This window comes from Pseudomonas monsensis (assembly GCF_014268495.2).
GTDB classification, from domain to species: Bacteria; Pseudomonadota; Gammaproteobacteria; order Pseudomonadales; family Pseudomonadaceae; genus Aquipseudomonas; species Aquipseudomonas monsensis.
In genome coordinates this window covers 6390317-6411977 of the sequence record NZ_CP077087.1, presented here as the reverse complement: position 1 = coordinate 6411977, position 21661 = coordinate 6390317, and the positions used below count along the sequence as shown (strand labels likewise).

At 52.3% G+C, this 21661-nt stretch carries 17 protein-coding genes and 1 pseudogene; 8 read left to right on the top strand and 10 right to left on the bottom strand.

Annotated elements, in window-relative coordinates; translation table 11 throughout:
- Positions 1 to 56: 56 nt before the first annotated feature.
- Positions 57 to 1271 carry an aldose 1-epimerase family protein gene (locus HV782_RS28460; protein WP_186743979.1) on the top strand — a complete coding sequence of 405 codons (1215 nt, stop codon included), beginning with the start codon at positions 57 to 59 and terminating at the stop codon, positions 1269 to 1271.
- On the opposite strand, the pseudogene HV782_RS28455 reads toward HV782_RS28460, so the two are convergent.
- Positions 1268 to 1927 (bottom strand): annotated as a pseudogene (locus tag HV782_RS28455) (ATP-binding protein); the annotation flags it as partial. The gene HV782_RS28460 and the pseudogene HV782_RS28455 sit on opposite strands and share 4 nt — an antisense overlap.
- 273 nt (positions 1928 to 2200) lie before the next feature.
- On the opposite strand from HV782_RS28455, the gene HV782_RS28450 reads away from it, so the two are divergent.
- Positions 2201 to 2554 (top strand): hypothetical protein, encoded by a 354-nt coding sequence (locus HV782_RS28450; RefSeq protein ID WP_186743981.1) that lies wholly within the window; start codon positions 2201 to 2203, stop codon positions 2552 to 2554.
- Between the two features lie 359 nt (positions 2555 to 2913).
- Here the strand turns inward: HV782_RS28450 and HV782_RS28445 are convergent, their stop codons facing one another.
- Together HV782_RS28445 and HV782_RS28440 are read right to left on the bottom strand one after the other, a co-directional pair.
- A complete protein-coding gene (locus HV782_RS28445) occupies positions 2914 to 5304 on the bottom strand; it encodes a type I restriction enzyme HsdR N-terminal domain-containing protein (protein ID WP_186743983.1) in 2391 nt (796 codons plus the stop codon).
- Between the two features lie 371 nt (positions 5305 to 5675).
- The gene (locus tag HV782_RS28440; protein WP_186743985.1) at positions 5676 to 7439 is read right to left on the bottom strand and encodes a hypothetical protein; all 1764 of its coding nucleotides are present in this window, start codon (positions 7437 to 7439) and stop codon (positions 5676 to 5678) included.
- Positions 7440 to 7703: 264 nt separating this feature from the next.
- On the opposite strand from HV782_RS28440, the gene HV782_RS28435 reads away from it, so the two are divergent.
- The 6 genes from HV782_RS28435 to HV782_RS28410 all read left to right on the top strand — a co-directional run bounded on the left by HV782_RS28435 (position 7704) and on the right by HV782_RS28410 (position 14230).
- A complete protein-coding gene (locus HV782_RS28435; RefSeq protein ID WP_186744123.1) occupies positions 7704 to 7916 on the top strand; it encodes a hypothetical protein in 213 nt (70 codons plus the stop codon).
- 383 nt (positions 7917 to 8299) lie between these two features.
- Positions 8300 to 8920: a TnsA endonuclease N-terminal domain-containing protein gene (locus tag HV782_RS28430; RefSeq protein ID WP_186743987.1), complete on the top strand. Its 621-nt coding sequence runs from the start codon at positions 8300 to 8302 to the stop codon at positions 8918 to 8920.
- Complete coding sequence (locus tag HV782_RS28425) at positions 8904 to 10820, top strand: TnsB C-terminal domain-containing protein (protein WP_186743989.1); 1917 nt, start codon at positions 8904 to 8906, stop codon at positions 10818 to 10820. The genes HV782_RS28430 and HV782_RS28425 overlap by 17 nt, the downstream gene beginning before the upstream one ends.
- Complete coding sequence (locus tag HV782_RS28420; protein WP_186743991.1) at positions 10817 to 11695, top strand: TniB family NTP-binding protein; 879 nt, start codon at positions 10817 to 10819, stop codon at positions 11693 to 11695. Before HV782_RS28425 ends, HV782_RS28420 begins: the two co-directional genes overlap by 4 nt.
- Positions 11653 to 12777 carry a TniQ family protein gene (locus HV782_RS28850; protein WP_225931043.1) on the top strand — a complete coding sequence of 375 codons (1125 nt, stop codon included), beginning with the start codon at positions 11653 to 11655 and terminating at the stop codon, positions 12775 to 12777. Before HV782_RS28420 ends, HV782_RS28850 begins: the two co-directional genes overlap by 43 nt.
- 469 nt (positions 12778 to 13246) lie before the next feature.
- Positions 13247 to 14230, top strand: a complete 984-nt coding sequence (locus HV782_RS28410) for a hypothetical protein (RefSeq protein ID WP_186743995.1) — start codon at positions 13247 to 13249, stop codon at positions 14228 to 14230.
- Between the two features lie 258 nt (positions 14231 to 14488).
- On the opposite strand, the gene HV782_RS28405 is transcribed toward HV782_RS28410, so the two are convergent.
- The 7 genes from HV782_RS28405 to HV782_RS28845 all read right to left on the bottom strand — a co-directional run bounded on the left by HV782_RS28405 (position 14489) and on the right by HV782_RS28845 (position 21586).
- The gene (locus tag HV782_RS28405) at positions 14489 to 14692 is read right to left on the bottom strand and encodes a hypothetical protein (protein ID WP_186743998.1); all 204 of its coding nucleotides are present in this window, start codon (positions 14690 to 14692) and stop codon (positions 14489 to 14491) included.
- Positions 14692 to 15981, bottom strand: a complete 1290-nt coding sequence (locus tag HV782_RS28400) for a hypothetical protein (RefSeq protein WP_186744000.1) — start codon at positions 15979 to 15981, stop codon at positions 14692 to 14694. The genes HV782_RS28405 and HV782_RS28400 overlap by 1 nt, the downstream gene beginning before the upstream one ends.
- Before the next feature lie 316 nt (positions 15982 to 16297).
- Complete coding sequence (locus HV782_RS28395; RefSeq protein ID WP_186744002.1) at positions 16298 to 18154, bottom strand: hypothetical protein; 1857 nt, start codon at positions 18152 to 18154, stop codon at positions 16298 to 16300.
- A gap of 47 nt (positions 18155 to 18201) precedes the next feature.
- A complete protein-coding gene (locus HV782_RS28390) occupies positions 18202 to 18546 on the bottom strand; it encodes a ubiquitination-like system serine protease family protein (protein WP_186744004.1) in 345 nt (114 codons plus the stop codon).
- A 3-nt stretch (positions 18547 to 18549) separates the two neighbouring features.
- Positions 18550 to 19923, bottom strand: coding sequence for a ThiF family adenylyltransferase (locus tag HV782_RS28385; RefSeq protein ID WP_186744006.1), 1374 nt, complete (start codon positions 19921 to 19923; stop codon positions 18550 to 18552).
- Positions 19920 to 21011, bottom strand: coding sequence for a multiubiquitin domain-containing protein (locus HV782_RS28380; protein ID WP_186744009.1), 1092 nt, complete (start codon positions 21009 to 21011; stop codon positions 19920 to 19922). The genes HV782_RS28385 and HV782_RS28380 overlap by 4 nt, the downstream gene beginning before the upstream one ends.
- Before the next feature lie 191 nt (positions 21012 to 21202).
- Positions 21203 to 21586 carry a YegP family protein gene (locus HV782_RS28845; protein WP_186744011.1) on the bottom strand — a complete coding sequence of 128 codons (384 nt, stop codon included), beginning with the start codon at positions 21584 to 21586 and terminating at the stop codon, positions 21203 to 21205.
- Positions 21587 to 21661: the final 75 nt, after the last annotated feature.

Sequence of the window (21661 nt, the reverse complement as noted above, 5' to 3'; positions counted from 1 at the left end):
CTGAAACGTTTCCGCAGCGCTATAAAAATGGCACAACTCCAATAAAGGCTGCTGCCATGACCCCGCTCAAACTCGCCGTCGCCCTCGGCGCATTCTCTGCTGCTTCCCACGCCATGGCTTGGGATTACGTCCTTCTCGATACCAACAAGCCTGCACAAAACTGGAGTATTACCAGTGAGCAGCTCGGGGTGAAAACCGACAAACCCTTTTCCGTGAGCCTGCGTACCTTGCACGGTGGGCGGCAGGAGGGGGTCAGCATCGTGGATATTGATAACGGCACGATGAAACTGTCCGTGGTGCCGACCCGGGGCATGAATGTGTTGCAGGCCTCGGTCGGCAACGTGCGCATGGGATGGGATTCGCCGGTCAAGGAAGTGGTCAACCCGGCCTTCATCGAGCTCAACGGGCGCGGCGGGCTGGGCTGGCTGGAAGGCTTCAATGAACTGGTGACCCGCTGCGGGTACGAATGGGTCGGCCATCCTGGCATGGACAATGGCGAGCTGCTGACCCTGCACGGGCGCGCCGCCAACATCCCGGCCAGCAGCGTCACCCTGCACATCGACGAAAAGCCGCCCTACGCCATCAGCCTGCGCGGCGAGCTGAAGGAGCAGGCGTTCAAGAAAGTCGATTTCTCGGTCGTCACCGAGCTGGTCACCGAACCCGGCACTGCGCGTTTCGCCCTCAATGACACGCTGACCAACAACGGCGATTATCCGAAGGAATACCAGGCGCTGTATCACAGCAATTTCAGTACGCCGTTCCTTGAGCAGGGCGCACGTTTTGCCGCACCGGTAAAACAGGTCTCGCCGTTCAACGACAAGGCCAAAGCCGAGTTGGCCGACTGGCAGACCTATCGTGGGCCGACCAAGGACTACGATGAAACGGTTTACAACGTTGTGCCCTACGCCGACGACAAAGGCGAAACCCTGGCCGTTTTGCACAACAAGGCCGGCAGCCTTGGTGTCTCTGTTGGCTTCAACACGCAGCAGTTGCCGGTCTTTTCCCTGTGGAAAAACACCGATACCCAAGGGCAGGGCTATGTCACAGGCCTTGAGCCGGGCACCAGTTTTTCCTACAACCGCCGCTATCAGCGTCCGCTGAATCTGGTGCCGACCATTGCGCCAAAGGCCAGCCAACAGTTCCAGATCAGCTACAGCCTGTTGGCGGACAAGGGCGCTGTGGATAACGCCTTGAAGCGCGTGACCGAGATTCAGGCCGGGCGTGAAACCGAAGTGCGGCAGAAGCCTTTGGTTGATTTGACCGAACATTAAGGTGTCGCCGGCCGGTATTGCAGCGCCTCGGCCAAGTGCTCACGCTTGATTGCATCGACTTGCTCAAGGTCGGCCAGTGTCCGGGCGACTTTGAGCAGGCGATGCGCTGAGCGCAGCGATAGCGTCAGTCGTTCACAGGCTGATTCCAGCCATTTCTCATCGGCTGTGGATAACTTGCAGTGCCGCTTCAATCCCGGCAGATCGAGAAACGCATTGGCACAATGCTGACGCTTTTGCTGGCGCTCCCGGGCCTCGGCCACCACGGCTGCCGCACTGGCACTGTCCTCTCCCGGTTTCATTGTCGGACTCAGCGCGGTCGCCTCTCGCGCCACTGTCAGGTGCAGATCAATTCGATCCAGCAATGGCCCCGACAGTTTGTTGCGATAGCGCTGCACCATGTCCGGCGTACAGGAACACTTGCCGCTCGGCTCGCCAAGATATCCACAGGGACACGGATTCATCGCCGCCACCAACTGGAAGCGCGCCGGAAAGCGCACGCGATCCTTGGCTCGGGCGATGACGATATGCCCGGACTCCAAAGGCTCCCGCAAAACCTCTAGAACCTTGCGATCAAACTCCGGCAGTTCATCGAGAAACAGCACGCCGTGGTGGGCGAGGGTGATTTCGCCGGGTTGTGGTTTCGAGCTGCTGGGACAAAAAGAATTTGTTGAGAAAAACCAAGCCTACAGGCCTCATTCCTTTGTGTTTTCAAGAAGAATTAAATGAGGCGATGCGCAGTAATAAGTGAGACTTAGTTCGAAAACGGTGGAAATAGGTGAGACTGTCCTGATTCCAGATGTTTTTTGAGTTAGTCACCTTAGCGATGAGATGCTTGGGGGCGATGATTGTCCTGTTCACCAATCCCTGATCCACCTCTGTCACCTTATTCGGCTTGTACAGCAAGGCAATGGAACCTTGCTTCAGGTTGCGTGGATGAAAGCGTAGCTCTTCAACTGGATGCCTTGCTTGGCGTGTCACTGGCTAATGACTACGATCCGCACGATGTGCTTGAAGTGCATGCGGCAACTGATGGCAAGGAAATGCCTTACGGTAGGTGGTTTGAAATCATTCCTGCCGGTTCCGACTATACGGTGATCCACCGCAATGTTGCGGGGGCAAGTGGTTACTCGTTCACAACCTCCCACTGTGCTTCCCGCGACGAAGCGCGGGAGTTGGTTCAGAGTAAGGCCAGGGCTGCAGGTGTAGACGTTCAACCTGCAGAAATGATCAAGGGAGCTCCTCTACCTGCGGGAGGCTTTGAGCGTTGGTTCATTCTTCTGTGATCAGAGGGAAGAGGCCAAACTACCGCGAGACCGATTAGGAACAACTGCATACTTAGGAGCGCGCCTGCGGGATGTGTCCTCAGGCGGGACTTTTGTGGTAGTTACCCGACCCGCTCGAACCTGAGTACGTGAATCAGTACACAGGTCTCGTTGCTACATTGGTAATGCTCGATCCTACGCGCCTCATTGTCAAAGCTGGCCCAATTAAAAAAGGCGGACTTGGTAAGGTCTTACCTATTCCACAATTTCAGGACCGAGTCTCGCTTCTGGTTCGTTTCGTCTCGTTTATTTCTTTAGGAAAACTCGAAGGAATGAGGCCTGTGGGTTTGGTTTTTCTAATTACAAATATACCTTGCTTACTACTGTGACTCCTCGTCGAGCAGATGCTGGCCGCAGCATCGCAGCTGTTGCTGAAGCTCTGGTATAACCTGGTTTGTGAGGGTCGTTTTAGCCCATTCGGCGAAGTCGGGATCTGTCATTCGAGCGATCTCACGGAGCGCTATGTGGAGTCGCGCGAGTAAGGCGCCAGACTTTCTCGTCAACGCCCACTCAACCCAAGCCTTAGAGTCGTTTAGGTCCTGCCGAAGGTACGATAAAAGCGATTGCGTGATAGGTTCAACAATTCCAACGGCATGGCAGACAACTGAGCCACCAGTAAGTAGATCGTGATGCGGCAATTGCCCGAGCATTGGGTGGGAGGAGAGCAACGGAAAGCTCGCTGAGGCGATATCTATAAGAAACGATTGTTCTATCCTGACCAGGCTGCCACTTTCATCCATGATTTCGGTTCGCACACCACACACATGAGAAAGTATTTGCCAAGGGGTAATATCCTCCAGCAACTCACCCACAGGTACGCCAAGATCGAGTATTTTTGACCCCCCCTTAACAAATAGCTCAATGACCGTATCCCTTACGACTCGAAATTTTATATATCCAATTTCTGGATGAAGGCCGGCGTATGTCGTGCCTGGCGTCGGTGATTTGCTTTGGGGTTTTGTTTTGAGGAGTTTAAGCATAACTCCTATTGGTAATCCCTCATCCTCCGTTGATGCCTCAAGGAGTGCATGTGCTGCAATTACATCTCCAAGTGGCAAGCGAGATGCTGCGTCAATCAACCAAGTGGCCGCATCCGCTGGATCCTTTTCTGATCTTCTAATGATTTCGGATTTGATAAACCTCGAAATCTCGCTGGCGAGAAGTGCAGGCTGTCGAACGTAACTGATGTGCTCTGCCGTAACCTGATGAATAGCGGGTTTCAGGTAACCCGCTTCCTCAAGTAAATTCAATTCATCAGAGCTCAGCAGCTCCGACAGCGTGGCACGACGGATCCCAAATGTCCGATTGCATTCGGCAATCAGAGTTGGGTGTCGCGCGGCGTCCCTCGATTCAATGATCATGGCTTGAGCGACTTTTGCGAAGGTTCGAAGAAGATCGATGTCCTCAAATCGATCACGAGCGTATTGGATGAGGTCGGTGTTGAGCATTGGCAGGATGGCCAGAAAGGTTTCCTGACTTTCGTCCTCAAGGCTCGCAAGAGCCAATGCGGCTACGGAGCGGAGTACCCAAGGATGACGGTAATCTGGCGTGTAGAACGCCCCCTGCATGAGCACAAGACGCTTATCGAGCAAGGTCTGGACGGCATGAGCGAATTCATCGTTATCCAGCGGCTCTACTTCAACTCGCACCGCTCTGCGTCCGATTGGCGATTTGTTGCGGCCATTGGTGATCACAATTCGGCTTGCAACTGTTGTATCCAGTGCCACCACCAGCTTTAAATGGTTTCCAAACTTAGTACTCGATAGGTCCTCAATCTCCTTTCGGACTACTCTATCGTCACTGTTGAGCCCATCGATTGCCAGAATCAGGTCGGGGCCATTGGCGTCTGAAACCTGTTTTAACCAGTAACGGGCCTCATCCACCGTAACCGGCCAGTTAAGATGACTTTCTAAAGCATCCGCGATGCACTGAAGAATGCTGCTTCCTGTTTCGGTTTCTATGTATAGAGTCGCTCCAACCTCGTTGGAGACTGTCAGCTCGCATAACTCACGTAAAACGTTACTTTTACCTACCAGTGACGACCCCTCGAGCAATACGAGTTTCTGATTTTTCCTCAGGAAGTCGACAACCTTTTTTGTCGGTCGCCTTGGAATAAGAAAGTTTCGGCCGAAAGGCTGGTCGGTGTCCTCAATGGAGCCCGTCAGTTCCTCCATGTTCGCACTGGAGGCATGCAGTACCGCCTGCATCCAGACGGAAGAATTTGTGCCCATGAGAGTCTGAATTGCGAGCTTCAGGTCAGCCTTGGCTGCTTTTGAGGCGCTGTCCACTAAGGCGGTAAATGCCTGAGCATCCTTATCGACCGCTACCCATACACCACCGGTGTGCGTTTCAAGGTAACGCGTTTCAATGCCATTGCTGACCACCACCAATGGTGGTGTTGAATTAAGCGCACGAGCATACGAAAGACCTTGCTGACCATCATCGGGCTGGAGCTCTTCGCTCATCCTTTTGAGCTCAAGCACCGCCAGGGGCTTGTCCTCAACGAACAGCAGGACGTCGGCCCGCGACCTGACTGATGTGGGTTTTGAACCGTCAACCTTGATTGCAGCATGGCCAAACTTGAATTGGAACTGGATTTGATGGCGAATGGCGTGAGCTGGCATTAGGGGAAAGGCCAGTCTGATGGCCGAGTGGATTTCTGCTTCGAGATCGGTCTCGGTTGGTGCTGTAGTTAGCTGTGTCACTGTCATACTTGACTGCGTCCGTAAATGGTACTTCGTAAAAGTGGGGGAATGTGCGCTCAAATCTGCTTGCTTTATCGAGCGACGACCGGAGTGAAAATATGGTGAGTATCATCCCTCTTTTTTTACAAGGTCGCGAATGCTCCGTCGCTGCTCAGTTTTCCGGTGAACGTCCGCAGGACTGGGATACCCATATAAACTACAGCGAGGTCTGTAGGGCATCCGACCTTGGCCTTACATCAGCACGAGGGAAAATTGAGGCACCAAAAACATAAACTGTTCGCCATTCCACCGTCGGTGACCCGAGGTCTCCGGGCCTCCTACCACCGGGGACTTTCACATCCATGAATGCTTAGCTGACTGGCCCAAGGGCATTTTTTTCATTTAGTATTTTTCAATTCTCCAGGACATTCAACGAGTTCCTTTACTTGCTTTTGCGAGATATTCGGATCGTTTACTGTATAATTATTCCTTTTAAGATTTATTATAGATATAGTTCCACGCTTGTACTTGCGATTTGTTCCGATGTACTTAATATCTATGCCTTTTTCCATTAGTGCAAGCGCGACCTTTCTTAGATTTTGGATGCGTGTATCTGGACCGCAAATTAAGGCGTTTGATAGCGCTTCTTTATGTCGCCTCAGGGCGTAAGACCTCTTGGTATATTTTATCGATTTTTCCTCGAGGGCTTTGGTGACTCTATCCCTGTCCGCAGGCTTCACGTAGTATACGACAAGCTGTTCACTCGTATCCCGCTTTCCCTTATTTAGCTGTATAGGATTCTTTCGATGCTCTACGTAGCGCACCTCAGAAGTGAAAGGAGGATTTTCACCGACGTAAGTTAACACTACAGTGGGCTGGGCGTATTTAATGGTTTCCTCCTTGCCAAGACTCCAAGTAAGGATCCACTTGTTTTTTAGTATCGGAATTGCTTCCATCTTAGGTAACTTTGAAGTCTGTGCAATGATCGCGTTAATCTGACCCTCGGCAGATTTCGGGTCTACCTGACTCCATTTGCCTACATATTTATTGGGGTCAATTTTATTGGCATCAATAATCGGCTTGCCATACTCGTCATATAAGATTTTCCCTTTCTCTCTGACCCACGTCGTTTTTGACAGGCAGTCAACATCACGAGCCGAAATACATTGCACGGCTTGATATGCATCATTGGCTTCTGGGGAATACGCCTTGAGCTCGTCAGTTCCCTTTTGGACCAGTACGGCGCCAGATGACCTCAAGAATCCGTCTTTGATCGCTTGCTCATCACCCCCAGCAGCCGCCGCCGCGATGCCACCGGCAGCGCCGGCCATGGCCGCCTTTTTAAGTATCTCGCCAGCGTTACCCGCCGGCATTTGCGCAACTGATGAGCCATTCTGCGAAGTTACTGCAGCCAACAATCCAGCGCGCAGTGCCATGTCAGCGTTGCCGGTTTGGCGATAGGTTGACCAGGCAGCATATGCGGCGGCACCCGCAGGTCCACCGTATGCTGCTGCAACTGAAGCTGCTGCTGAATTGATCACCGAACTCTCTTGTGTGGCTTTAGCAAAGTTTTCTTCGCTGGAACTGAGTCGCTCAGTGCCAACTTGCCACATGGCATCGACGACTTTACCGTCTTGCATTCGCTTTACTGCACCGTCAAAGGCGTCCATTTCGGATTTGGCTTGATTTTCTACAAAGTGACCCGCCGCCTCTCCGGCATCGACAGCATCTTCAAAACTGCGCTTTCCCTGTTCACCGATATCGCGCCATGTCTTTACATAAGTCACAGTTGCATCGTTTGCTGCCGTATAGGTCGTCTTAACTGTATCCTCGCCCGCCTTTTGAACCGTTGCAATCACGTCTCCATTGGCTTTTTCCAATGTCCGGACCACGTCTCCGGCACTATTATGGATGGATGTAAGCGTATCCTCGCCGACCCGCAGGACTATGCGTGTCGCATCGCCACCGATACTTTCCACTAAGTCCTGTATCCCCGGTGGCAGCGGCATCCTAATATTTGGCAAGGGCGGTATTGTGATGGCAAAGGGGTCTAACGAAGGGACGTTGATTTGAAGCGATTTACCGACCTTTCCCATCTCGTCACAAAAACCACACGATAAAGCATATGCTGGCGGCGCGGACAGAACCGGTAGGAATGTCATGAACGCAGTCAAGAATCGGCAACTAGTCCTCATAGCTGTCCCTCTATTTATCAGTTTTACTTGACCATAGACCAAGAACTTTCTGTTCGAAGGACAAAGAGGGCATCCAATCTTCATGATTTTGCGATTCTTACTTTTTGCCTCGGCAAACCATCTTATTATTTAGAGCTGGTCTTCCCTATTCCATTAGCGGCGTCCCAAGCTGCCGTGATCTTCTCCAAACCACTGCTATGCTTAGGTGTTTCTGAATGGAGCCAGATCAGAATGTCAGGGGAATATCCACTATCGGATGTCTTGGAAAGGATGTACGAAAACCAGCTTGCCTTGGAGGCGGCGTTGATGGAGCTGACGCTCCACGCCGAGAAGCAGGGGCTAAACGAGGTAGGAGAAAATGTCCGCGGTGCGTTGTTCGCGATTGGTGAAAACGCTGGCCACATCAAGCAAGGTTTTGCAAAGCTTAGGTCTAACGGCCTTTAAACTAAGCCATTGCACTGCCAAATATTAAGGCGTTTTCAACGCATTGCGGCGGATCGGCCTGCTCCGGTGAGAAGGGCCGATCAGGAGCTTGATTTTACAGACGAAGGGCATCTGTAAATGTGCCACGCTGTTCTAGAATGAACTTCCCTTCTCCAATGTGATTGTGTTCGGAATGCGTCAGAGCAACCCAGCTTTCTGTGGAGCGCTCAAACGGACATGATGCTTTACCGCTCGTAGAACCAATGCCCTTAAAAAGGGGCAAATAGCGAGCCTTAGATCAGAGTGCGCTGGGTAGCATCGTTGGCAAAATAGTCCATAGGTGCCCTATGTCCTCTACCGTCTACCTGGGTCAAGAGATCTCTCAGACCCGAAAAAGCCGATCCATGACGCGCAGCCTTTCCGGTGTGTTCCCCTTCCGTGGACAGGGTATTTACTACGAGTCGGGTCTTGAGCGTGATTTCATCAGAATCTGGTCGCTCTCCCCGGAAGTGGTCGCACTTGTCTCGCAGCCGGTTCAGATACCGTTCACGGCTCACAATAGGCGTGACTACATCCATACCCCGGACTTCTTCGTTCAGTTCGATGATGAGCTCAACCTGAAACCGCTACTGGTAGAAGTAAAGCCTCGTGAAGACTGGAAAGAGAACTGGCGGCTGTGGTTACCCAAGTGGAAAGCTGCGTGGCGTTTCGCCCGCGATCAGGGGTGGGAATTCCATATCTTCGACGAGTCTCGTATTCGGGGCATCCGACTGAAGAACGTCGAGTTCTTACAGCGTTATCGGAATATGGCGCTGGATCCGAAGCTGACGGAAGTAATTCTGGAGGAGCTAGCGATGATGCGACGGGCGCCATTCCACGCATTGCTGGCATTGCATTTTCATGGTCATGAAGCTATCGGCCGATCCCATCTCTGGCATCTGATTGCCACAGCCCAAGTTTGGACGGATCTCGACCAGGAGCTCAACGAGTTTTCTGTCATGAGGTGCCATGATGAGCGCTTCTGATATCCAGAGCCATGCCCTAAACAGGGCCGCCCTCAAGATCCAGGTGGGTGAGTTTGTACGCCATCACAATGACACCTACAAAATCGCGTTGCTGGTGGATTTCCACCATGTGCTTGGTCAGGACGTCGAGTCGGGCATTTCCAAATTGCTGCCGATCGTCGAGCTGAAAAGACCTGGAGGCAAAAATGGGCGGGTGTATGCGAGCGGCCTGGATTTGGCGCGAATCGCGGATAAACAGTGGGCTATTGCCGAACAGCGCTATGCAATCATCGCCCCACTGCTGGCCATGGACATGCACGTTGAAGGCGCGGTGATCAAACGCGCCAAGGACTGTGGCGTCAGCAAAGCAACGGTCTATCGATGGTTGTATGCCTACACGGAAGGCAGCCGTTTCTTGAGTCTGTTGCCCCAGGCTCGAGGCTGGAAGAAAGGCAACTCACGCGTCTGCAACGAAGTGGAAGACATTATCGGTAATGTCATTCAAACGCTCTACCTGAGTACGCGCCGGTACACGATTAAGGATGTGCACGATGAAGTCGCCAAGATTTGCGGGCTGCGAGGACTCAAGGCTCCGTCAATTCCCACGGTCTCGTTGCGCATCAGGAAGGTTCCGGCCAGACAAGTGCTGAAGGCCCGTGGCTATGCAGATATCGCTTCCGACACTTATGAGGCACGTCCCGGTAAATATTCTGCTGACTACCCGTTGCACCGGATTCAGATCGACCACAGCCCGGCAGACGTGATGATCGTCGATGATGTACATCGTGTTTCCATCGGCCGTCCGTGGGTAACGATGGCCATCGATATGTACTCGCGGATGGTCGTTGGCTACTTCATATCACTAGATGCGCCGTCGGCTGTATCGGTGGCCATGTGTCTGGTTCAGGCAATGCTACCAAAGCATGAATGGCTCACCCACCATCAGGTTTCAGGCGAATGGCCTGTGTGGGGTTTACCGTATGAAATCCACAGCGACAACGGCCCTGACTTTAAAACCAAGAGCCTGATTTTGGCCTGTACCGCCCATAACATCGAACGGCAATTTCGCCCTCGCAAGAGACCTCACTGGGGTGGGCACATCGAAGCGTTGATGGAAGAGAACGCCAAGGTATTCAGCAAGCTTCAAGGCGCCACTCAGCGTAACCCTGACAGCCGTGGAGATGTCGACTCGGACAAAGAGGCGACCATGAGTTTTGACGCGCTAGAGAAGTGGTTGGTGCACACCATTCTGATCTACAACAACAAGCCGCACAGTGGCATCTTGTTCAAACCTCCCATAGCCATGTGGAATCAGGCCTTCTGGGGACCCAAGGCATTTTGCGGCATGCCACCGATTCCGGAGGATCCCCTGTCTCTGCAGCTCGACTTCCTGCCCTCTGAATACCGCACCATCCAGACCTATGGAGTCGAATGGGACGCGATGTATTACGCAGAGGCGCTTCGCCCATGGATTAATCAGGTTGATCCCAAGACGGGCAAGAAAATGCAGTTCCTGTTTCGGCGGGATCTACGAGATATCAATTTCATCTGGTTCTTTGATCCGGGCCTGAACAAGTATTTTCGAGTGCCTTTGGCTGATGGGCGGTTTGATAGCGTCTCCGTGGCGGAGTACGTCAAAACCAAGCGCGAACTGAAAAAAGAGAATTTGGCCTCGGTGGACAACGACACCATTCGGCAGCACATCGACAAGCGGAGAGTTATTGAAGAGGAAGAGGCGGTCAGAACCAAAGCTGCCAGACGAAGCGCTCAGAAAACCAAGAACAATGCCAGGGGCAAGACCCCAGCGACGGTGTTCCTTGGTCAACAACAGGACAGTCCGCCCAGGTTGCAACCGGCATTACCGGTTGAGGATGCATGGGGTGATGATGACGATGTTCCGCTGTATGGAGGTGTGGCATGAGTAATTACCCTCATCTGCTGCAGGAGTTCAAGCCGATCATGGATCTCTCTGACGCGGAGCGCCTGGCCTTCATCAAGTCCCGATGGATCGATTATGAGCTGTCAGAAAATTTGTTTGAGCAGTTGTACGCCAAGCTCTGTGGCCATCGAGACGTGCCGGACTTCTTTATCGTCGGCGAGTCCCGGATGGGCAAATCATCCTTGGTGAACAGGTTCATCGCCGTGCATGGAGATGAATACGTGAACGAGGACGGTTGCAGGGTTCGGCCGATCATCAAGGTCGAAGTCAGTAAGCCAAGTCTGCGAATGTTCTATTGCTCGATCCTCAACTGCTCGCACTCACCATTTAATCCCGATGCCAGTGAGATGAAGCTGCGCTACAAGGTGGAGAGTCTTCTCACCACAGGTCAAACCAAGATGCTCATCATCGATGAAATCCAAACCATTGCAAATGGGACGTCACGGCAAGTTGCCGACTTCATGAATGAGATCAAGTGTTTGACAAATACCTTGAAACTGGCGGTTGTGGGCGTCGGCATGCCCAGCGCCAACAAGTTGCTCATGCTTGAACGCCAATACGCCGCTCGGTTTGTAACAGTTGAGCTTCCTGTATGGGCACCTTCTCTGGGCTTCAGACAACTGCTGAAGGGTTTTGAATCTTGGCTGCCGCTTAAGCAACCCTCCAATCTTGCGAGCAAGGAGATTGCGGCGCTGATTCTTAAACGAAGCCAAGGTATTACGGGCTACGTGGAAGAGATCCTTTTTCACAGTGCTCGCAAGGCAATCGAAACGGGCAAGGAAAAGATCGATTTAGAACTGTTGGAGAAGTACCAATGGTCTCCCGATGCTTCTGGCATGAGGAAGTACGTCCAGTAGGCCAGAAGTGGCCATGGGTACCGGTCATGCAGCGTGACGAGCTGTTTTCTTCGTGGTTTATCCGTTGCGCCTTATGCAATGCCTGCGATGCGGTGGAGATGGCGCGCTATATCTGGCCAAAGCGTCGGATATGGACTGGAGATTGTGATTTGAGCATCTGTTCATTGTGTCTGAGCGATCTGCAAGATCGCTCCGGCATTTCCGCCTCGGCGCTTATCGGTTCCTCATTGGTTCCAATCTGCGAGTCGATGGGGCTGAAACTTCCTCCAGTGGGCATTACGCCTTGGGTGCTGTCACTGGGAGAGAGAAATTTGCGTCGAGCCGGTGGTTTGCAGTATTGCCCCTGCTGTTTTGCTGAGTCGCCTTTCTACCGGCTTCAATGGCGGCTGGCTTGGTACTCCTGTTGTCCTGATCATGGAGTAAAACTTCGCGATAGTTGCCCCCACTGTTCCGCTGCCATATCCCCCCACCGGCTTGATTATCAGGCTCGTACCCTTGCGCGGTGCCATGAGTGCGCTGGGTTGTTGTCTGCGGTTGACATCCAGGATGGAGGAGCCGATGAAATAGAACTGATCCGACAGGCTGATTTGATACTGCAGGGGCGGCCGGTTGGCCTCACATGGCCTGCGATGCCGGTAGCGGAGGGGTTTTCTTTCCTGAAAGGGCTGTTCAGATTGGTGCGCGTCTTGGCAAATAGCCCTTCTGCTGCGGGAAAACAATTCTTGGCTGCTGTTGATGTAGACAGCGCTTCGCTTACTACGTCACTTGATGTTGGGTTGAAGTTGGAGTGCCTGAGTAGCTCGGAGCGATCGCACTTTTTGTCTGCAGTGAGCCGGATCCTGTTGGCCGGCGCTGATCGCTTCCGGACAGCGGCTGAAAACGCTCAATTATGCCCTTCAATTCGTGACGCAGTAGTTAGTTCTGACGAACCCTATCTAGCACAACTTTTGCCGCAGCGACCGCGTCGTGGTTATGTCAGAACTCTCCCCGCATTGTGCCCAAGTCCCAAGTCCCCACGCTCAGTGTTGAAAGCCTGGTTGCGCTTCAAGAGAAAAATGCTTCGTACGGAGGGGCGCTTGTGATTGAAAAAGGCGAATTTGAAGGAGCGGTGCTTTGATTGGATCTCTACCCCTTGCATGCACCTGTCATGAGTGTGGACGCGCGATTAGCAAGGCCAAGAAGGTTTACCAAGAAAAGCGCTTTTGCGAAGCGTGCTATGCCCGGCTGTTTAAACGAAAAATCTGCCCGGCCTGCTGCAATTTTGCCCGTCTTCCGCAGTTTGATGTTTCCGCGGTCTGCCGCACATGCGAAGTGAAGAAGCCCTGTGTCCGTTGCCATCGTTCCGGCATGAAGATCGGTAGACTCACGGCGCAAGGGCCTGCGTGTATCTCCTGTGCACATTATTTTCGGAAGCCGCAAACATGTGAGCGTTGCGCAACTCCTTCCACTCGCTTGGTCAGAACTCAAGTCGACGACCGAGTGCTACGGTGTTGTCCTGCGTGTCAGTCCAAAATGAATAATGCGTGTTGTTCAGCCTGCAGGCGGTCCAGGGTGATTGTTTCAGTAGATGGACCGGCGCTGTGTAAAAAGTGTTTTGAGCTAGGAAAGGTTCGCTGCCCAAGCTGCGACAAGCTGATGCCTGCCGGTTTGGGCAACGCTTGCATGGCCTGCTTCTGGGATTCATCTTTTGAAGCTCGAAGGGACCTTCTAATTTGCAAGATTGAAGACGAGCGTATCCGTGCGGCGATGGGTAGCTTTTCTGTCTGGCTAAAAGCACGTCGTGGGGCCCATTTTGCCGCATTGAACATGCAGCGTTACCAGCCATTCATTGAGTCCATACATCTGCATGGGGCGTCGTTGCCTCCTTACTCCGAATTGGTTGCCCATTTCGGCGCGGAGACACTCAGGCGATCGCGTTCGGTGGTGACTTGGCTCTCAGAGAGAGGGATGTTGGTGGTTGATGCGCAGGCCAGAGAGGACTCAAGCGATCAACGTCGTATCAATCAGTTCCTGCAATACTTTCCTGCCGGAGTCGGCAAGGAAGCTCTCCAGGCTTACCAACGGGAGCTAAGTGAGCGCTCTGTGAAGCTAAGGACGATTCGCTTGGCAATTGGTAGTGCACTGCGTCTTTTACGCTGTGGCGACGAGGCGGGCAAAGCGCTCCCGAGCCAACGTGTGCTGCGCCTGTTCCTCCGCACTCGACCAGGCCTTCATGCATCGCTGTCTGGCTTCGTGAGCTTTTTAAATCGCCATTATGGATTGCGGCTAAACGCGAGCGTTGATCGACGGTGGCTGGCTAAGTCTGCCAATCACGTTGCAGAGCTCAAATTGGCTCAACTCTATGTGATGAGCGCTGGAGAATTTACTGAACAGAAGTGGATCAGAGCAGCCATTACCTACTTTCATCGGATCAAGCTTTCATCACGTGATTTGCTGCAATATCACGAGGAGATTCAGGGGGATCAGCGTGGCTTCAGCGTGAAACTCAAAGGGAAGGTTTATTGGGTGCCTGAGGGGAGAGCCCCTAGAGAATGAACACTCAGTTGGGGATTATTATTTTTTCTCCGCTAAAACTTTGAATTGGCAAATTATTCCAAGAAATTAGCTTTATGCGCAATTATGTGAAAATTCATAATTCGTCGTTTGGAAGGCTATGACTATCCTAATCGCGAGGCAGCCTCGCCCGGTTTGCTATGGAGGTTTTCGGATGATGAACAAAAAAGCCTGCGTCTCCGCAGGCCTTTTATCGCATCCACTTTATTAGCGTCATCACCCGCTCCAAGGGGAGGTCTATCAACAGCTGGCGAGTGTAAGCAACGTTTCGCGAGTGCTCGGCTTTCGATCAACCTGACGAATCATCAGATCGTAACTGCTGGCATCGGTAGCTTGACGAGCTGGGTGAATTTGCTGGTTCTCAAAGCGCAACGCGTCTTTTGCGGTAACCGATGCGGTGGTTTCCACAGGACTGGGGGCCGAGAAGCTCGTTTCGAATTCCATCATTCTGCTCGCTTGAAAAAACGGGGATTCAGTTCGGGTTTGAAGTAATGCTTTCGATCAATCCACACGAACCCATCATGCTTGCTAATCACAGCTACATCGATGGGTCCCGAAACGGATTCACTGGGGCGCGTAACACGCTCCTTCAGTGACTCTAGCTCAATCAAGCTCCTTGCCAAGCCCGCCATATCTGGAAGCGGAAGGGAATTTATAATATTTGAGAGCGGAGATATATGTTGGTTTCGGATTTGTTCATACCATTGGTCGGCGTGTGATTTTCGGGTTTCCTGGGTGATTTGTTCAAGCTCTTGTTGAGACAGCGGATTTTGTGCTCCACAAGCGTTCATCACTCGCTCGCCCATTTCATTCAGCGCTACCAAGGAGGAGTCGTAGATCGTATCGAAGACGTCAGGTGACACGCCCATGCGAAAGGTATCAATCATGTGCGTGGTTGCGAACGGCTGAATTACTGCTGCCGTCGAGGCGCTCATCGCTTTGGAATCGTTCATATTTTTCTCAACGATCAATCGATCGCCAAGAAACCCATAACAGTCAAACACCTCAAGGACAGGAAAATATTCTTCCTTGCCGTATCCGGCGATCACCACTCCAGTCAGCGGAGCGTAGTCTAGGAACTGTTTGACGGCCAGCTTAATGAGTGCATTTACAAATCGCGGCACCAGGTAGGCACGCGTATCGTCTTGTACGAAAATCGCGATGCTTTGAGCCGCAACGGTTTCCCAAGTTTCGGTGGTTTCTGAAACTGCGTTTGCGATGTCTACTTCGGTGAGGAGTCTATGAAGCGGTAGGTCTTCCACATCGCTTTCAGCTTGCGTCAGCGCAGCATCAATTTCATGAGCTGGCACAGATTCCAGTCCTCGAACGTCGCCTACGCCCACGTGCGCGGCGATCATTTGCTGCAGCCGGAACGATGCTCCACCAACAAGCATGAGCAATGCATCTACCTTGCTGTCTTTCGAAAACAGCTTTTCGTTATGCTGTACAAAGTCGAAGAACTTACCTGAATAGGTTTCGAGCTTGTCAAACTGCTCGATGCCCAAGTCTTCGCGAAAAGACTTGATATACAGCTCCCATGGAACGGTTTGAAGCGCGGCTGAACCGAAAATCATCAGGCCCACTGGTGCTTGTCTAGACAGCTCATACAGCTTGTTGGCACCCTTGAAATAGCGTTTCTCGAGCTCCCCGTTTTTCCATGTTGTCACGGTCGTGGCGCTATCGGCGGCAAGCACCACGGCAGTTCGGCTCATAATCGCAATCTCTGCCGTCATCCCAATTCCCTTTCGTAATATCGCGGCTGAATGATGGCAATATGCCTGATGAATACGGCGATTGCCATACAGAGATCTGCTTCGTCGGCCGGTTCCAATGTGGTCCAAGAAACGGAAGCATCATTAAGCAATCGCTTTTGCATGACAGACGATGTAGTCGGTGCAATCGGGCTTCAGCGTTGAAACGCTCAAATAAAACGCATTGGCCGTACACCCATCCTCCTCTTCATGTGATGAGCACTGGATAGCTTAGACAGAGAGCGCTGGGGTACAGGAATTACATCGCGCAACTGATCTGGTCAGCTAACGCTGAGCTTCAGGTGCGCATGCGACGGTGCTTCAGATCAATGATTCCGTTCAAAGCATTGGCTGCAGCTTTGTCGAGAAGCGCATTAGGATCTGAGCCCCAATGGTGCGGGAAAATGTAGCACTGGTAATCAAAAGGCCAGCTCATATTTTTGAAGACACCGTTGTGCTCAGGCAGCGCTTGATCGATGTGACCGCAGATTTGTTTTATCCGAGCTATGTCGTGGTCATGGATATGGCAGATCAGCCCGCAAAACGACTGTTCTTTTGGCTTTGAATCTTTACCTATCCAGCGATGGCGCTGGATTTCTGCGACTAGATATAAATCAGTGCCTTCGGTTACCAGGAGGTACATCATCCCCCGACGAACATCATCTTTAATAGTGATCCATTTATTTTGTCTCTCAAACTCTTCGACCCGAGCTTGAGGATCTCTATGTTCCCAGCTTGGGCCAAGCTCCAACCTATCAGAGAAGGCAATACACTTCGGGGGACCTTCGGTGTGGGCATGGTCAGGCACATACCAGGACAATCCTTTGATCTTTCCCCCCTGCGCCATTCGGCTGAAGGCTTTCCACATTTCTATCAGCGCGCCTTGGACCTCAATGTCGATCGTAATTGCACTGGCAGTCATCTTCCCCGTCGTAGCGTCACCCTGGCCCTGACTATCTCCCGTTCCGTATTTTTCTGGTAAATCCATGTCCTTTGGAACGAACCTCACCTGTCCAAATGGCTTCTCCACTTTGGTGCGAGTGCTTTCTCGCGTGGTAATGAATTCAAATTCTTCAGCTTCAATATCTTCATGGATGTAGTCGCTGATGGGCTGATGCGAGTCGGTCATCACGATGTCGAGATCACTCTCAGCAAGCCGCCGCCCTTTTTCCAATGGGGTCGCCAAATCACCGGGAGCATTCTCATCCCGTGCGTTCGCCACACGACGGATATCGATCTTGAGTCCAGGAGGCTCACGAGTGCCCACCAAAGCTGTGCAGATGAAATGAGTTTTGCCTTGCGTCCAGAAGCCGCGGCATTTGAGGGTTGTAGCTCCAAGAAACCATGGCCTAACCTGCAAACTATGAGGCTGTCCCGATTTGAAGCTTTTTGGGTTCACTTGGCTAAAAAGGTGCTTAGCAGCTCGCGTCGCACATCCGTCTCCATTGGCGAGCAGCGCCAAGATGGCTCTGTCTTTTTGCAGCATATCCCTGTGCGGATACACGACTAGCTGATCTGGCAGGTTTCTCTCTTCCAGCGGGGTTGACTGTGCCAGCAGGCGACTCATCACTTCTGGCCATTCATAGGTGGTCAAAATTCTTGGAATTTCTGAACCTAACGAATAGCCGCTCACCAGAAAATCAATGCAATTAACTATCAAGGATTTTCTATCCGGCAAACTAAATCTCAACAGCCAATCGTCGTCGCATTCCTCCGGAAGAAGGTACGGGCTACTGGGGGCGCAGAGCTGGTGGCGGCTAACACGACTCAATTTCCAGCCATTACTGAAGTCGACATCGAAATATTCTGTGGTCATGCCCACCTTGGCGACCGGATATCCGTCCTGAAGGATTACACCCATTTGGTACAAGCGCAGACGGCTAAGAGCGATATCGCGAACTTCTGTCTCGCCTGTCAGTTTGCTGCCATCGAGAGCGCGAAATACGACCTTCACCAAAGGAACAGTATTGTCGGCGAGGTTTCTGACGATTTTGCTGTACCACCAGACTATCCATTCACCTGGCGGTAGCTTGAGGTCTAGCTCTTTCGAGCGTCTGCGCGAGCGAGACAGCGCCAGTTTTTCGCGCAGGATCTGATGCGGCACCGCGATTTCTTGTGCTGAATCTAATGATATTTCCATCGTTGGAAGATTCAAGGGTGTACCTGCCGCTTTACTTGTTGATATTGAGGCCAGCGGTGCCCTTAACGGCACCACTGAATCCGACCTTTTTTAAGCCAGAAATGGGACTTGCAGCCATTTTTCAGCCACACCGATGGATGAACCGAGGGGTGGCCTTCGGCATCCACGTTGTAATCCCATCTAGGATTTGCCTCATCAAACACCAAGAGCTCAATTGTGCGTCCGCATCCGCAGGGACACTGCAGGCCAACCGACCAGTCCTCTCGGCTCTCCTGCATCAGAATTACGGAACGAATTGGCATTTTTTGGGGCAGGGAATCACCTTTGACGACGACCAGCCGCCTAGGCGGAAGGACGTCATCAAATTTCAAAACCAGCCTGCGCCAGAGTCCACGCAGCGTTTCCATTTCTTACACTCCCAGAGGTGGTAGACCCAACAGCGGCTCTTGATCACCAACGCCGAGGAGCGCGTTAGGGCTCTTGGCGAAGGAGGACTCAGACGCAAAGTCTTCAAGACACCCTGAGAGTGTGAAGAGGGTTTGGGTGTAGTCACTGTTATCTTCTTCACGGAAAGGGAATGCTCGCGCGATGAACTCGTTGACGCACGCACTGGCAGCTCGCATGTTCAACGTGATCACAGAAGGCGCCTCTTCATGCACTCCGGTGATGTAGCCCCTGGCGACTTGGTCGCGATGAGCCTCCGGGTCTGAACTGAGCAGCTCCTCGGCGTATAAGGATTCCGGTGTGTAAATCCTGCGGTCACTCAGCGTTGGCCCACCTGGGCGCACATAGTCGATTCGCCCTTGTACGTCATGAATCTTCGGTGTTCCAGTACGCGATAACCTCGTAGGAATCGTCACACCGACATCAAACAAAGGAGTAAGGAAGGACGACGACATGAGGTCGCAAATCAGACGTCCCAGTTGAGAGTCCACGCAGCAAAAAATGACATCAGCATCGGCTACCGCTTGAACCGTATCTCTATCGAAAATCGAAGCGTTAATGGGATGAGCGATTCGGGCGCCTCGAATACGCTCAACCGCGTCGGCCAGTACCTCTACTTTGGGGCGGCCAGCTTTAGCATCTGCGAGTGTCGAGTTGAGGATTCGATTCAGATTTTTTTCTTCAACCTGATCGTGATCGACTAGAAGAAGTTTTCCGAAACCTAACCTTGCCAACTGCTCAGTCACGATGGAGCCCGTGCCTGAGACGCCGATAACGGCCGCAGTCAGTTTGGACAGGGATGCTGTCATTGCTGAGGTGAAAGCCATACCTGGTGGCTGTCCTGACAAATCATATGGCCAGCAACAGATGTTGTTTCCTGGGACGTTCACCATCGCGATATCTTGTACTGACGAATCCGGATGGTAGACACGGGCGCGCATGGCGCCGCCAGGAATCATAATGGCAGAGCCATGAATGGCCTCTACTCCTTGGGCGAGCGAGACCATAGTACTTTCATCGCTGCTGTCATCAGCTATCGAGAAATTGAACAAACCACCGGGGTGCGAATGCACCAGGATGATTGACAGCGATCGTGGGAGCGCTTCGTCTATGGCCAGCTCTAAATACTTGCCAGGCCAGGTAAGCGCATCAGGCTTGCGTACCTTGCACTCCTCATGAGGCACCAAGATGAGCTTCTTCGAGAGAAGTTTCAGCGAAGCGCCGGGCGAGCGTGAACAGATAAGGATGGCTGCGGCTTCCTTACCGTCACCCGGGAACAGGTGTTCCCGGAGCGCGGTGTGGATTTCTTCCGTCAGCACAAGGCGAGATTGTGCTGTCACAGACCAACCTCCTTCAGCAGGCAACCGTCGGCCATAAACAGCTGGGTAACCACATTGTCGTTGGCCGGATCCCAGCTGCGATGACGAGACCAACCTTGAAACGTCACGCCGTCGATTTGGCCTTGAACTTGCGTTTGTGCAATCTCACCACCGTTGGCCAGCCGTACGGCCGGATAAAGGTAAAACATGTCCAGCATGGTGTTGGGATAGGTTGGGGGAATGTTCAAGGCCATCTGAACGACTTTTTCCGAATAGCCATCAGGCAACGCGTAACCGTGAATCACCAGCCAACGCCCGCCTTCACTAGTGTTGCGGGTTTCCCACCGATGACCAACAGTGTCGAGATATTGTTCGTCCCGGGGCAGAAGTTTGAAGTCGCGGCGAAGCGGCAGAGCCGCCTCGCCGTTATTCACATCCTTTTGGGTCAGGCGTAGCTTTTCGATACCCTCAGGACGCAAATCGATGTTGTCACCAATTTCCAGGGCCTGCTTAGGCTGATCGCGAACCATGAGGAAGATGTGCCAGTCGAGGTTCGGGTTCAAATTGGCGGCTACGATCGCTTCGCGTACAGGCACGATGGGTTTGTCGAACTCATACACTTCACCCTGGATGTTCAGCTTCCAGATTGGCTTGCGGGTGATAAAGCGTTCGATTCCATCCTTGTCCAGGTTGATCAGATGAGTGTCTTCAATCTCCTGATCAGGCTCATCTTCACGCTCAAGCAACAGACGTTTTTCCGTCCCGACATCGGCGAGTTTGCGAACGGTGTGACCGGAGATATGTTTGCTGGGCCACTCATAGCGGGCGCCATCCACCATAAGCAGGTACTTGCGGTCAGACTCAACGACGATGAAGCGATTAACCCCCTCGCTCAAAGTGACAGTCTCATCTGGACGGATGTCTTCCTGGGCGCCAGATTCAAACATCTGCAAGATCACTGGTGATTGGTCGGGCTTGAACCCAGACGCCGCGGCGATTTGAGCACCAGTTGGGGTACTGTCTTGGAGGTTAACCTGGCGATAAACCAGATCGTTGCTTGCCACTTCGATGCTGTGGCGCTGCTGGTGTTGCATTTGTTCTTGTTGCATGGGTATATCTCCTAATGATTTCCGCTCACGCGGGTACTTGGCTTTCCAAATGGAAGCCAGAATTAGCCGTAGAGGAGAGGAGTCCCAACCAGTACTTGACTGGTGCGGGTCACGCAGAGATACTCAGCTTTCGTTAGAGGCATCTCGACTCAGTACCTTCGCGCAATGTGGCGTTGCGCTATGGTTCTCATCTACGTTTGATCGTCTTTCTCGTAGTATCCCTGTCTGATTCGTGTCAGCTCCTTCTTTGTGCAATCGATGATTTGTGCGATCTGGGCGTAACGTTTGACCAACCCAATTGCGTTCTCTCTTTCATCGGCTGATCTGCTCGCGCATCCAAGTCCAATAACTCTGTTGTTTGAAGCCTTCACGTGAAATGTGAAATGCAACGAACGCTCAATCCTTCCGTAAAATCTGTCGTATGGCGAATGCTCTCGGCAGGACTCGATGCCGTTCAAGCAACCTCCTAAGGTTCGATAGCTATCACTTTGAAGCAGAACCTGGTTGTTCCCAGTCTTGAGCTGGAAAATCCACCCGTTGTCTGCCGCTCTGTGAAGCTCGTACGAAGCTTTCATGGATCATCCCTGATGTTTTCTCGTTCAATGACCCCGTTTACCGGCAGGCCAAAAAAAGGGGTATGCCGGTAAGCA